This is a genomic window from Paracidovorax konjaci, from assembly GCF_900112675.1.
GTDB classification, from domain to species: Bacteria; Pseudomonadota; Gammaproteobacteria; order Burkholderiales; family Burkholderiaceae_C; genus Paracidovorax; species Paracidovorax konjaci.
This window is the reverse complement of sequence record NZ_FOMQ01000001.1, coordinates 63,155-76,595: the sequence shown is the minus strand read 5'-3', so window position 1 is coordinate 76,595 and position 13,441 is coordinate 63,155. Positions and strand designations below refer to the sequence as shown.

General features: G+C 69.9%; 11 protein-coding genes. 9 read left to right on the top strand and 2 right to left on the bottom strand.

The window, feature by feature from the left end:
• Nucleotides 1-37 precede the first annotated feature (37 nt).
• Complete coding sequence (locus BM144_RS00285) at nucleotides 38-967, top strand: alpha/beta fold hydrolase (protein WP_092948666.1); 930 nt, start codon at nucleotides 38-40, stop codon at nucleotides 965-967.
• 91 nt (nucleotides 968-1,058) lie between these two features.
• Here the strand turns inward: BM144_RS00285 and BM144_RS00280 are convergent, their stop codons facing one another.
• A complete protein-coding gene (locus BM144_RS00280; RefSeq protein WP_092948664.1) occupies nucleotides 1,059-1,931 on the bottom strand; it encodes a lysophospholipid acyltransferase family protein in 873 nt (290 codons plus the stop codon).
• Nucleotides 1,928-2,800 (bottom strand): lysophospholipid acyltransferase family protein, encoded by an 873-nt coding sequence (locus BM144_RS00275; RefSeq protein ID WP_092948662.1) that lies wholly within the window; start codon nucleotides 2,798-2,800, stop codon nucleotides 1,928-1,930. The genes BM144_RS00280 and BM144_RS00275 overlap by 4 nt, the downstream gene beginning before the upstream one ends.
• 154 nt (nucleotides 2,801-2,954) lie before the next feature.
• On the opposite strand from BM144_RS00275, the gene metK reads away from it, so the two are divergent.
• The 8 genes from metK (at nucleotide 2,955) to BM144_RS00235 (ending at nucleotide 13,385) form a co-directional block, all read left to right on the top strand.
• Complete coding sequence (gene metK, locus BM144_RS00270; protein ID WP_092948660.1) at nucleotides 2,955-4,136, top strand: methionine adenosyltransferase; 1,182 nt, start codon at nucleotides 2,955-2,957, stop codon at nucleotides 4,134-4,136.
• 371 nt (nucleotides 4,137-4,507) lie between these two features.
• Complete coding sequence (locus tag BM144_RS00265; protein ID WP_092948658.1) at nucleotides 4,508-7,270, top strand: ankyrin repeat domain-containing protein; 2,763 nt, start codon at nucleotides 4,508-4,510, stop codon at nucleotides 7,268-7,270.
• 159 nt (nucleotides 7,271-7,429) lie between these two features.
• The gene (locus BM144_RS00260) at nucleotides 7,430-7,615 is read left to right on the top strand and encodes a DUF1328 domain-containing protein (RefSeq protein ID WP_092948656.1); all 186 of its coding nucleotides are present in this window, start codon (nucleotides 7,430-7,432) and stop codon (nucleotides 7,613-7,615) included.
• Between the two features lie 230 nt (nucleotides 7,616-7,845).
• Nucleotides 7,846-8,712, top strand: coding sequence for a cysteine hydrolase family protein (locus BM144_RS00255; RefSeq protein WP_092948654.1), 867 nt, complete (start codon nucleotides 7,846-7,848; stop codon nucleotides 8,710-8,712).
• Between the two features lie 49 nt (nucleotides 8,713-8,761).
• Nucleotides 8,762-9,958, top strand: coding sequence for a nicotinate phosphoribosyltransferase (gene pncB, locus BM144_RS00250; protein ID WP_092948652.1), 1,197 nt, complete (start codon nucleotides 8,762-8,764; stop codon nucleotides 9,956-9,958).
• A 57-nt stretch (nucleotides 9,959-10,015) separates the two neighbouring features.
• Complete coding sequence (locus BM144_RS00245) at nucleotides 10,016-11,716, top strand: NAD+ synthase (RefSeq protein ID WP_092948650.1); 1,701 nt, start codon at nucleotides 10,016-10,018, stop codon at nucleotides 11,714-11,716.
• 216 nt (nucleotides 11,717-11,932) lie between these two features.
• Nucleotides 11,933-13,012, top strand: a complete 1,080-nt coding sequence (locus BM144_RS00240; protein ID WP_092948648.1) for a bifunctional nicotinamide-nucleotide adenylyltransferase/Nudix hydroxylase — start codon at nucleotides 11,933-11,935, stop codon at nucleotides 13,010-13,012.
• Nucleotides 13,013-13,106: 94 nt separating this feature from the next.
• On the top strand, nucleotides 13,107-13,385 hold the full coding sequence (locus tag BM144_RS00235) for a hypothetical protein (protein ID WP_139225600.1): 279 nt from the start codon (nucleotides 13,107-13,109) through the stop codon (nucleotides 13,383-13,385).
• Nucleotides 13,386-13,441 lie beyond the last annotated feature (56 nt).

Here is a 13,441-nt window from a genome sequence, read left to right as displayed (position 1 = left end):
AGGGCACGCGCGGGTGGTCGCCCCACCGCACCGCCGCATGACCGAAACCATCCTCCACGCCCTGCCCCACGGCATCACCCTGTACTGCCACGCGCGCGGCGAGCGCGGCCGCCCGGTGCTGGTCTTCCTGCACGGCTTTCCGGAAGGCGCCTTCATCTGGGACGGCATGCTGGAGCATTTCTCGCGCCCCGAGAACGGCGGCTACCGCTGCGTGGCGCCCTTCCTGCGCGGCTTCGCGCCCTCCAGCAGCCCCCAGGCCGCCGAGTCGTACCGTGCGAAGCACCTCGTGCAGGACCTGGTGGCGCTGGTCGAGGCCGAATGCGGTACCGCGTCCGGGGGCGGCCGCCTGGCGGCCCTCGTCGCGCACGACTGGGGCGGCGCCGTGGCCTGGAACTTCGCCAACCAGCGGCCCGAACTGCTGGAGCGCCTGGTGATCGTGAACTCGCCCCACCCCGGCACCTTCCTGCGGGAGCTGCAGCGCAGCCCCGAGCAGCAGCAGGCGAGCGAATACATGCACTTCCTCTGCCGGCCCGATGCCGAGGCGATGCTCGCCGCCGACGGCTACCGCCGGCTGTTCGGCTTCTTCGGCCGCCCGGACGGCACGGCACCCGACTGGCTCACGCCCGAGCTGCGGGGCCGCTACCGCGCCACCTGGGACGAAGGCCTGACGGGCGCCTGCAACTACTACCGGGCCAGCCCGCTGCGACCGCCGCGCGAGGGCGGCGCCCATGCCGAGGCCGTGGCGCTGCCCGATGCCATGCTGGCCATCGCGCGGCCCACGCTCGTGGTCTGGGGGCTGGACGACCCGGCCCTGCGGCCCGGCCTGCTGGACGGGCTGGACCGCTGGGTGCCCGACCTGCGGCTGCGCCAGGTGCCCGGCGCGTCGCACTGGATCGTGCACGAGCAGCCCGCGCTCGTGGCGCGCGAGATCGGCGATTTCCTGCAGCAGCCAACCACTATTAAATAGATAGCAAACTATTCAATGGATACGGCGGCATGGAGCCACTTTTACTCCTGAGCCGTCCTGCACTGCGCGGCGGGCCGGCGGCCGCGGAGGGCTACCGGTAGACCGACGGCTCGCCGCCCGGGCGCGTCTTGAAGCGCTTGTGCACCCAGTAGTACTGCCCGGGCATGGTGTCGATCCACTGCTGCAGCTCGCGGTTCATGCGCGCGGTGTCGGCTTCGAGGTCGTCGGTGGGGAAGTGGTCCCAGGCCGGCATCATCTCGGCGCTGTAGCCGCGCGGCGTGATGCGGCCCACCAGCGGCACCACCTTGGCCCGGCCCAGGCGCGCGAAGCGCGAGAGCGAGGTGATGGTGGCCGCCTGCATGCCGTAGAACGGCACGAACAGCGAGTCATTGGGCCCGAAATCCATGTCGGGCAGCAGGTAGAGCAGCCCGCCCTTGCGCAGCCCGCTCAGGATCGGCTTGACGCCGTCGCCGCGGTTGAGCATGCGCACGTTGCCGAAGCGCTGGCGCCCGGCGAAGAGCCAGGCGTCGATGTCCGGGTCGGGGTGCGGCGTGAAGATCGACGTGAACGCACGGCCCGTCTGCAGCGTGAGCGCCGTGCCGGCGGCGTCCATGCCGAGGAAGTGCGGCGCGAAGATGATGGTGGGCGTGTCGCCCTCCAGTTCATCCAGCGCGCCGTGGATCTCCAGGCGCTGCTCCACCACCGACTGCGGCGCCATCCAGAGCCAGCTGCGGTCCAGCCACGACTGGCAGAACCGCACGAAGGTCTCGCGCGCCCACGCCCGGCGCTGCGCGGCGCCGGCCTCGGGAAAGCACAGCTCCAAGTTGCGCAGCGCGACCTTGCGGCGCGGCCGGGCCAGCACGTAGAGCACCTGCCCCAGCAGCCAGCCCAGGCCGCGCAGCACCGGCAGCGGCAGTCGCGCGAGCACGCGCATCAGCGCGACGTTGAAGCGCCCCGCCGTCATGCGTGGTCTCCGGGCGCGGCGGGCGGCTGGGCGGCATGCGGCTCGGCGCGAGGCTGCTTGTAACGGCCGTAGCCCCAGAGGTATTGGTCGGGCGACTGGCGGATGGTGCGTTCCATGGATTGGTTGATCTGCACGGTGGCGGTTTCGAGGGAATCGGAGAGCGGCTCGGGCAGCGGCCCGAAATGCACGACATAGCCGCGGCCGCGCGGCAGGCGTTCGCAACGCACGAGGATCGGGGTGGCGCCCGTCTGCTGCACGAGGCGCGCGGCCAGCGTCATGGTGTAGGCCGGCTGGCCGAAGAACGGCGCCCACAGGCCCTGCCCCTCGGGCGGCACCTGGTCGGGCAGCAGGCCCACGGCCTCGCCGCGGCGCAGCGCCTTGATCATCTGCCGCACGCCCATGAGCGCGGTGGGCACGGCGCGGATGCCGGGCCGGTCGCGCGCGGTGCGCATCATCTCGGCCAGCCAGGGCTGGCGCGCGGGACGGTACAGGATGGTGATGGGCCCGTGCGCGGGGCTCCAGCGCAGCGCGGCCGCCTGCACCGACAGCTCGAAGCAGCCCATGTGCGGCGTGAGGAAGACGATGCCGCGGCCGGCCGCCCAGGCCGCCTCGACGCACTCGCCCCCCTCGATGCGGTAGGGCGGCGCATCGGCGCGCAGCCACAGGCGCGGCAGCTCGGTCACCATGCGCCCCGCATGCCCCACGGCGGCGCGCACGCGTGCGAACGGGTAGCCCGCCTGCGCGGCATTGGCCCGGAAGCGGCGCCGGTAGGTGGGCGAGGCGAGGTACGCGATCCAGCCCAGCAGCGCACCCAGCGCATGGAGCACGGGCAGCGGCAGGCGGGCGAAGAACTGGAACAGGGCGGGCATCGGAGACAGGTCCGTATCAGTAGAATGGCGCGGTCGCTGAGTTAACAGAGCAACTTGCAGGGCGACGTTAAACAACTCTGCTAAAGCGTTCGCCAAGGCTCCCAGGGCTGAGGGCAACGCCCAAAATGCCAAAAAAGCACAGGAGTTTATTCAAATGGCGAACGACTTTCTCTTCACGTCGGAATCGGTGTCCGAGGGCCACCCCGACAAGGTGGCGGACCAGATCTCCGACGCCATCCTCGACGCGATCTTCCGCGAAGACCCCCGCAGCCGCGTGGCCGCCGAGACGCTGACCAACACCGGCCTGGTCGTCCTGGCCGGCGAGATCACCACCAACGCGCACGTCGACTACATCCAGGTGGCGCGCGACACCATCAAGCGCATCGGCTACGACAACACCGACTACGGCATCGATTACAAGGGCTGCGCGGTCCTCGTGGCCTACGACAAGCAATCCAACGACATCGCCCAGGGCGTGGACCATGCGAGCGACGACCACCTCAACACCGGGGCCGGCGACCAGGGCCTGATGTTCGGCTACGCCTGCGACGAGACGCCCGAGCTGATGCCCGCGCCCATCTACTACGCCCACCGCCTCGTGGAGCGCCAGGCCCAGCTGCGCAAGGACGGCCGCCTGCCCTTCCTGCGCCCCGACGCCAAGAGCCAGGTGACGATGCGCTATGTGGACGGCAAGCCCCACAGCATCGACACCGTGGTGCTCTCCACCCAGCACCACCCCGACCAGTCCGAGACGCCCACGAAGATGAAGGCGAGCTTCATCGAGGCGGTGATCGAGGAGATCATCAAGCCCGTGCTGCCCAAGGAATGGCTGCAGGACACGAAGTACCTCATCAACCCCACGGGCCGCTTCGTCATCGGCGGCCCGCAGGGCGACTGCGGCCTCACGGGCCGCAAGATCATCGTGGACACCTACGGCGGCGCCTGCCCGCACGGCGGCGGCGCCTTCAGCGGCAAGGACCCGACGAAGGTCGACCGTTCGGCCGCCTACGCCGCGCGCTACGTGGCCAAGAACATCGTGGCCGCGGGCCTTGCGCGCCAGTGCCAGATCCAGGTGAGCTACGCCATCGGCGTGGCCCGCCCGATCAACGTCACGGTCTACACCGAGGGCACGGGCGTGATCCCCGACGACCGTATCGCCGCGCTGGTGCAGGAGCACTTCGACCTGCGCCCCAAGGGCATCATCCAGATGCTCGACCTGCTGCGCCCCGTCTACGAAAAGACCGCCGCCTACGGCCACTTCGGCCGCGAAGAACCCGAGTTCACCTGGGAAAAGACGGACAAAGCCCAAGCGCTGCGCGCAGCGGCCGGGCTGTGAGGCCCGGCGCTTGGCCATAGGCCAAGCCTTGGGCTTTGGGGCGGAGTTCATATCGCGCAGCGATGTGAACGCAGACCACAAGGCCACCGCGCTGCGCGCAGCGGCCGGGCTGTAGGCCGATTTCCTCGCTGATTCACTTAACCCAAAGCCGCCTACCCCCGATAAAGGGCGGCTTTTTCCATGCATGCCGCCGGCACGGCCTGCGCGGCGATTCTGGTGAAAGATTCAGCGCTCCAGGGAAATGCCTGCGGCGCACCGCCCGCCTGTCGCCGTTCGCCCGTTGAGCGCCCATCGCCATTCAGGCACTCACTTCGGATCCGCGCACGACCCCGGCATCCGGTGCCTCTACCGTCGGGGCACCAGGAGCTTCCATGCGGATCACCCCCCTTTTTCGTCCGCAAGCGCGCACCGATGCGCCTGCGCAGCCCTACTCAGAACAGACCGCCGTACGCTACGAACGCCGACGCGACGGGCCTTCCGTGCGCGCCTTCGAGAAATCGGCGCGGGGCAAGCAGCTCATCCAGCAGTACCGGACCGGTATCGAGACGCTCCAGCGTTTCCTCCGCGACAATCATCCGTCCCCTGCCAGGGCACAGCAGGCCGCCCACGCCCTGGACACGTTCCACCAACGCGTGCGTGAGGGTGCCGACGGTTTTTTCTCCGGCCATGTGACGCGTCTCTATGGCGAGGGCAAGGCGTCGCTGGACACCCTGTGCGTGGCCATCACCGACGAAGCGACCCCGTTGTCGACCCGCATCGACATCCTCGAGAACCTGGCGGAGGGGCTGCAGGTCTGCTCCGAGGGCAGCCTCGCCAACCTGGTCATGGCCGTTCAGGAACTGAGCCTGAACAAGGGCCTGCACACTCACGCCCAGAAGACCTGGGAAGGCATGCTGGACCAGGCCTTGCGGGACTTCAGCCAGGCTCGGCACGGCGACAGCGAGCATTACGAGATCAACGAGATCCACTATGTGAACGGCTACCGCAATCTGCTGGCGAAGAAGTTCCAAGTCGCCGGGCGCGATGACCAGTTCGTCGACAGGCCAACCGTCAACGCCCATGCGGCCGACGCGCTGGCTTTCGCCGAGGCGCGCGTGGCGCCCGAGGCTCTGGTGCGCAACCTGGCCGAAGAGTGCCTGGCAGAACTGCAGGAGCACTTCCGGCCGCACCTGGGCTGCGCGCTGACGGAGGAGACGGCCTATCGGCTGCATGCCGAATACCGCGACCACCTCGAGACCGGCCTGCAGAGCCGCTTCGGCCCGATCCCGGCCGCTGTCGTCATCTCCGGGCACGAGCCCACCGGCAGCGAAGAGGCGCCCTATTCGGTCATCGCGGACCCTGCGCTGCTCATGCGCACCATCGCGAAGAACATGAAGACGCAGGGGCTGATCGAGAAGGAAAAGTTCGCCGTCATCGACACTTCGAAGACGCAGGACGGCATGCGCAGGATCAAGCGGATCGGCACAGGCGACTTCTACGTGAAGGAAACGACCCGTGCCGGCGATGTCGGTTATCGCAGCGTGCGGGTGTCCGATCTTCCCCCGGCGGCCGAGTGGTCGTCCGAACTGCTGATGCACGCCCTCGCCGCCACGAAAGACCCCGAGGAACTGCGCGGCCTCGACCCTGCGAGGGTCTGGCCCCTCATCCGCTCGGCGGCATCCGTCAGCGGAACCCCGTGGCAGGCGGCGCTCATGCATCCCGCGCTGCAGCGCTACCGCGCTTCGTCGCCATCCATCGAATCGGCCCTGGTGGGCAGGGCCGTGGAAGAGGTCGAGAAGCTCGCGGAGGAAGACCGCCCCGCGGCCGTAGCACAGAGCCTGGCGGCTGGCGACGTGGCCACCGCCAACTGGCTGGCGAGCCTGCCCATGCCCGCTTCGTGGAAGGATGCGAACGGCAACACCCTGCTGCACCACGCCGCCGCCGCAGGGGCCAATGCCGTGGTGTCGTTGCTGGCGACGCCGGCCCTGCTGCAGTCCACCAACGCGCGGGGCGATACCCCGCTGCTGCAGGCGGCGCGCCATGGACGCACCCAGACGGTCAGCCATCTCCTGGGGGCCGGAGCGGCCTTCGGCACCCGCAATCGCCAGGGCGAAACGGTCCTGTACCTGGCGGCGCAGGCAGGCGACGTGGCATCGGTAGGCATCCTGGTACAGACGCTCACCCAGAACCGCAAAGACCGCGGCGCGCTGGACACGGCATCGAACACCGGCCGGACGCCCCTGATGGTCGCGGCGGCCAACGGGCAGGAGGCCATCGTGAAAATGCTGCGGTCCGCCGGCGCGAACGTCGCAGTGGCAAGTCACGACGGAACCACCGCATTGCATGAGGCCGCCCGCAGGGGCCGCGTGGGCATTGCCCGACTGCTGATGCCCGCACGCCAGGGTTATCTGGGCAGCCTGCGCCCGAGGACCGACCGCGCCAACCCCGATGCACACATGATCGATCGCACCACGCCGCTCATGGACGCGGTCCGGCATGCGCAGTACGAGATGGCGGCCTTCCTCGCCCCGATCAGCGACCTGTCGCGCACGGATGCTTCGGAGCGGTGCCCCCTCATGCAGGCGATCGCCCGGCAGGATGTCCGGATGGCGAAAGTCCTGATCGCGGCCCAGGCCGACGTGCTGCGGGAGCAGCCCGATGGAACCACGCCCCTCATGCAATCGGCAAAGACGGGGAACACGGAGATGATGGCGCTGCTGCTGCAGTCCGGCGCGAAGGTGAATGCGCTCACCAAGACGGAAAACTCCGCGCTCGGTATCGCGGCGAAGCGCGGCCATGCGGAGGCCGTTCGGCTGCTGCTGGCCGCGGGAGCGAAGCCGGATGCCGGCAACGACCGGGAGGTGACGCCTCTCATGTACGCGGCCCGCGAAGGCCATACCGACGTCCTGAGGGTTCTGCTGGCCCGGGAGGACGTCGAAGAACTCGACTGGAGTTCCGAATACGACGAGTCGGCACTGATGCTGGCCGCCATGTCGGGGCATGCCGACGCGGTGCAGTTGCTGCTGGATGCGGGTGCGCGCACCGGCCTGAAGCGTTCGCTGGGGATCGCCAGGGAAGCGAGGGACTACGCTGTGTTGAACGTGCTGGAGCGGGCGCAGAGGGCCGACCGCGCCCCGCGGCGGGCCGCGCCCTGAGCGCTGGCCGGCGGCCGACGAGGCCATGAAGGCGCGGCGCGGCGCAGGGCATCCCGGCCCACCTTTTCCTACAGGCGGAGCCATGGCCTGCTGACGGCCGCGGCGCGGCGGCGCCGGGAAGATGCAGCCATTGCCCACCACACCACCGGAGCCTCCGCCATGCTGAAGTACGCCATCATCTTCGCCATCGTTTCCCTCATCGCCGGCGCGCTCGGCTTCACCGGCGTTGCCGCGGGCGCCGCCGGCATCGCCAAGATCCTGTTCTTCCTGTTCCTCGTGGTCGCCATCGTCTTCGTGGTGCTCGCGGTCCTCGGGGTGGGAGCGGCACGGAGGGTGATGAAGTAACGGCCCGCGGCGGCGGCACCTGCCGCCCGGCGCCCGCACTGCATCGCACGCCCATGCCCGGGCCGGCGGCCACCTCGCGGTGGCACTGTCGGCCCGGGCATGGGCGTTTTGCCGCGCACGGCGTCCAGGCAGGCGGTGCGCCGACGGGCGGGATAGTTAGTTGCATTAATAAACTAACTGTCTACAATCGCCTCAACGCCTTTCTTCCATCGCCCTGAACGGAGCCGTCCATGACCCACCCACCTGCCGCCCTCCACCTGCTGGCCATCGACCCACAGAACGATTTCTGCGATCTGCCGGCCGCGTGGTGCCCGGCCGATCCCCTTTCCGGCCAGCGCCTCGCGCCTTCGCTGCCCGTGGCCGGCGCGCACGGCGACCTGCAGCGCCTGGCCGCCTTCGTGCGCCGCGTGGCGCCGCAGCTCGGCGCGGTGACCGTCACCCTCGATTCGCACCAGCGCTACGACGTGGCGCACCCGCTCTTCTGGCGGGCGGGCGGCGGCGCGGACGTGGCGCCGTTCACGCCCATCACCGCCGCGCAGGTGCGCGCCGGCGACTTCACGCCGCGCGACGCCACCGCCCTGCCGCGCGTGCTGGCCTACCTGGACGCGCTGGAGGCGCAGGGGCGCTACACGCTCATGGTCTGGCCCGTGCACTGCGAGATCGGCAGCTGGGGCCATGGCGTGCATGCCGACCTGCTGGCCGCCTGCGCGCAGTGGCAGGCCGTGCAGGGGCAGGCCGTGCATGCGGTGTTCAAGGGCATGAACCCCTGGACCGAGCACTACAGCGCCATCGAGGCCGAGGTGCCCGATCCGCAGGACCCGGGCACCACGCTCAACCTGCCGCTGCTGCAGCGCCTGGCCACGGCCGGGCGCCTGGTGATCGCGGGCGAGGCCAGCAGCCACTGCGTGCGCGCCACCACCGAGCACATCGTGCAGCACCTGCCGCGCCTGCAGCCGGGCTGGACGCCGTCGCGCGTGGTGCTGCTCACCGACTGCATGAGCCCGGTGCGCGGCTTCGAGGCGCAGCACGGCGCTTTCCTGGACGCCATGCGATCGCAGGGCGTGCAGCTCGCGCAGTCCACAGAGCTTTTGGCCTGATGCCGCCGATTCCATTGGATTGTTTGCTATCTTTATAGGAGCAAAACAGATGACCCCGATCATCCGGAGCCTGCTGGACACCGACCTCTACAAGTTCACCATGTGGCAGGCGCTGCTGCACCGCCACCCGCAGACGCAGGCCGAGTACCGCTTCGTCTGCCGCAACACGCCGGCCTTCCCGCTCGCCGAGCTGCTGCCCGAGGTGAACGCCGAACTCGACGCGCTCTGCGCGCTGCGCTTCACGCCCGCCGAGCTGGAGTACCTCGCCGGGCTGCGCTACATCAAGAGCGATTTCGTCGATTTCCTGCGCATCTTCCAGTTCCAGCGCGCCTTCATCGAGGCGCGGGCCGAGGGGCCGCTGCTGTCGATCGTGGCGCGCGGCCCGCAGGTGCACGTGATGGGCTTCGAGATCTTCGTGCTGGCCATCGTGAACGAGCTGTATTTCCGCCGGCTGGGCAGCGCGCCCGAGGCCCTGGCCGAAGGCCGCCGACGCCTGGCCGCGAAGATCGCCCGCGTGCAGGCGCTCGCCGCCGAGGCGCCGCGCGCGCACCCGTTCCAGATGTTCGACTTCGGCGTGCGCCGCCGCTGGGGGCGCGACTGGCACCGCGAGGTGGTGCAGGCCTTCGCCACCGAGGTGCCGCAGTGGTTCAAGGGCACGTCGGACGTGCGGCTCGCGATGGACCTGCAGCTCGTGCCCATCGGCACCATGGCGCACGAATACCTGCAGACCTACCAGGCGCTCGGCGTGCGGCTGCGCGACTTCCAGAAGGCCGCGCTGGAGGACTGGGTGCAGGAGTACCGCGGCGACCTCGGCATCGCCCTCACCGACACCGTGGGCATGGACGCCTTCCTCGCGGATTTCGACCTCTACTTCGCCAAGCTCTTCGACGGCCTGCGGCACGACTCGGGAGACCCCGTCGCCTGGGGCGAGAAGGCGCTGGCGCACTACGCGCGGCTGCGCATCGACGCGCACGGCAAGCGGCTCGTGTTCTCCGACGGGCTGGACGTGGACCGTGCGCTGGCCCTCTACCGCCACTTCGGCGACCGCGTGCAGCTGGGCTTCGGCATCGGCACGCAGCTCAGCAACGACATGGGCCCCACGCCGCTCAACATCGTGATGAAGATCGTGCGTGCGAATGGCCAGCCGGTGGCGAAGCTGTCCGACAGCCCGGGCAAGACGCTGTGCGACGATGAAACCTACCTGGCCTACCTGCGGCAGGTGTTCGGCCTGCCGCCCGGCGCCTGAGCGCCCGCCCGGCGCTTTTCTCCCGTCTTCTACCCCTTCCCCAGCCAAGGAACCGACATGCTCCGAATCACCCTCGCCCAGCTCAACTTCACCGTGGGCGACATCGAAGGCAACGTACAGCGCATGGTAGAGGCCGCGCAGCGCGCCGCGCAGGCCCGGGCCGACCTCGTCGTGTTCACCGAACTCGCGCTGTGCGGCTACTACCCCGGCGACATGCTCGAGGAGCCCGGCTTCATGGAGCGCGTGGACGCCGGCATCGCCGCGCTGCAGGAAGCCTCGCGCGCCACGCCGGGCCTGCACTGGGTGGTGGGCACGCCCACGCGCGCCCAGGGCCCCGGCAAGCGCCTGCACAACAGCCTGCTGGTGCTGCAGGGCGGCGAGGTGCGGATCACCTATGCCAAGCAGCTGTTGCCCACCTACAACATCTTCGACGAGCGCCGCCACTTCGAGCCCGGCCCCGACGTGGCGCGCGTGCTGCGCATCGGCCACGCGCAGATCGGCTTCCTGGTCTGCGAGGACGGCTGGAACGACACCGTGGCCGACTACGCCACCAACCCCTTCCAGCGCGTGGCCGACGCGGCGCCCGACCTCGTGGTGAGCATCAACGCGAGCCCCAGCCACATCGGCAAGCGCGAGGTGCGCCACCAGGTCTTCGGAGATGCCGCGCGGCGCCACGGCCTGCCGGTGGTCTACGTGAACCAGGTGGGCGGGCAGGACCAGATCGTCTACGACGGCGCATCGTTCGCCGTGGAGCCCGAAGGCGGCGTGGTGTTCGAGGCGCCGCGCTTCGCCGAGGACGTGCGCACGCTGCGGCTCGAGGACGGCCGCTTCCTCGCCGAGGACGGCGGCGCGCTGCCGCCGGTGCCTGCCGAGGGCCTGCCCACGATGGACTTCTACCGCCAGCAGATCGTGCTCGGGCTGCGCGACTATGCGCGGCGCTGCGGCTTCCGGCAGGTGGTGGTGGGCAGCTCGGGCGGCATCGACAGCGCGCTCACGCTGGCGCTCGCCGCCGAGGCCATGGGCCCGGAGAACGTGGTGGCCGTGACGATGCCATCGCGCTTCTCGTCGAGCGGCTCCGTGGACGATTCGGTGCGGCTGTGCGCGAACCTCGGCATCCGGCTGCACACGCACCCCATCGCGGACCTCGTGGCGGGCTATGCCGCGCAGTTCGGCGAGAGCTTCGGCCAGCCGCTCCAGGGCCTGCCGCTCGAGAACCTGCAGGCGCGCATCCGCGGCACCATCCTGATGGAGTATTCCAACGCCTTCGGCCACCTGCTGCTCACCACGGGCAACAAGTCGGAGATCTCGGTGGGCTACTGCACGCTCTACGGCGACACCAACGGCGGCCTGGGCCTGCTGGGCGACCTCTACAAGACGGAGGTGTTCGAGCTGTCGCGCCACGTCAACGCGCATGCCGGGCGCGAGCTGATCCCGCAGGCCATCATCGACAAGGAGCCCTCGGCCGAGCTGGCCCCGGGCCAGCGCGACGTGGACAGCCTGCCGCCCTACCCCGTGCTGGACCAGGTGCTCAAGCTCATCATCGAAGGCGAAGGCCTCTCGCACGCCGAGTACGAGGCCGCGCGCGCGTTCTCGGTGCAACTGCAGCACGACGAGGCCGGCCGCGCGCTGGTGCACCGCGTGCGCCAGATGATCGCGCGCAACGAATACAAGCGCCGCCAGGCGCCGCCCATCCTGCGCGTGCGCGCCAAGGCGTTCGGCAATGGCCGGCAGATGCCGATCGCGGCGAAGTACGTCTGAAAGGAACCGCTATTGCTATTGAATAAATAGCAAACTATTCAATGAAAACGGCGGCATCCGGCCATTCCGATGCCTTCCCCCACACCGCGGCAGGCCCTGGCCGCCGCACCGCGGGGCCCGCCGCCGGCAAGAAGGCTACATTTCCCGCAGTCCCGCGCGCACCGTGCCGCACCTCCGGGCGGCGCGCACCGCCGCCCACCCTCGCACCCGCCATCCATGTACGACACCGCCATCCTCATCGGGCGCTTCGAGCCCGTCCACAACGGCCACCTGGCCCTGCTGCGCCGCGCGCTGGACAGCGCGCACGGCGCCATCGTCATCATGGGATCGGCCTGGCAGGCGCGCTCGCCCAAGAACCCGTTCACCTGGCAGGAACGCGAGGCCATGCTGCGCAACGCCCTGCCCGAGGCCGACCGCGCGCGCCTCACCGTGCTGCCCGTGCGCGACCACTACAACGAACTCGCCTGGGTGGCCGCGGTGCTGCAGGCGGTGTCGCGCCACACGCGTCCCGATGCGCGCATCGGCCTCGTGGGCCACTTCAAGGACGCCACGAGCAGCTACCTGCGCGCCTTCCCGGGCTGGCAGCTGATCCCCATGGAGCGCCAGGGCAGCATCGACGCCACCGCCATCCGCGACGCGGTCTTCGGCGCCACGCCGGACACGCTGCTCACGGCCCTGGGGCCGCTGGCCGGGCAGATGCCGGACAGCACGCTCGACTTCCTGCGCGCCTTCTCGGCAGGGCCGCACTACGCGGCGCTGCAGGAGGAATGGCGCATGCTGCGCGGCTACCGCGAGGCCTGGGCGCAGGCGCCCTACCCGCCCGTGTTCGTCACCGTGGACGCCGTGCTGCGCTGCCAGGACCACGTGCTGGTCATCCGCCGCGCGCACGCGCCCGGCAAGGGCCAGCTCGCCGCGCCGGGCGGCTTCATCGAGCAGCGCGAGACCGTGTGGCAATCGTGCCTGCGCGAACTGTCCGAGGAAACGCACTGCGAACTGCCCGAGGCCCGCATGCGCGCCGCGCTGCGCGAAGTGGCGGTGTTCGACCACCCCGACCGCAGCCAGCGCGGCCGCACCATCACCCACGCCCACTACTTCGACCTAGGCGGCGACGCCTTCCCCGACGTGCGCGCGGACGACGACGCGGCGCAGGTGCAATGGCTGCCGATCACGGCGCTGGCCGCGCTGGAGGAAGCGTTCTTCGAGGACCACTTCCATATGCTGGACCACTTCCTCGGGATCACACGGGAACCTGGAACGGTGGGCAGCGAACCGGCGATCGGACGCGAGCGCCGGTAACGGCATGCCCTGGTGTGGGCGAAGGGCGGTAAGGACGGCCCAAGCGTGCGATGCGTGCACAATGGCTCCCTCCATCCCACCCGACACGCGCACCATGCAACGCACTCCCCCACTCAGCGAAGCATCCATGCAGGCGGCCGAGGCCCGCATCCCGGAACTGGCCGCCGAGGCCGGGCGGCGCGCCCATGAACGAGCCCTCCGCCAACCCGGTGCCGTCATCCTGACGGCCCTCGACGGTCAGTTGGTGGAGCAACGTGCGGATGGCGGCGTCCGTGTCCTGAAGCAGTTGCCCAGCAGCACGCCTGTGCGAGAAGGCGCCCGCTTCACCCGCAAACCAGGTTCTACTGCGCTGCGCAGCCACGACCGGTGGTGAACACCGCTGGCAGTCCCCACCAACCACGGCTACGGGTCATCGCCGGTCCCAACGGG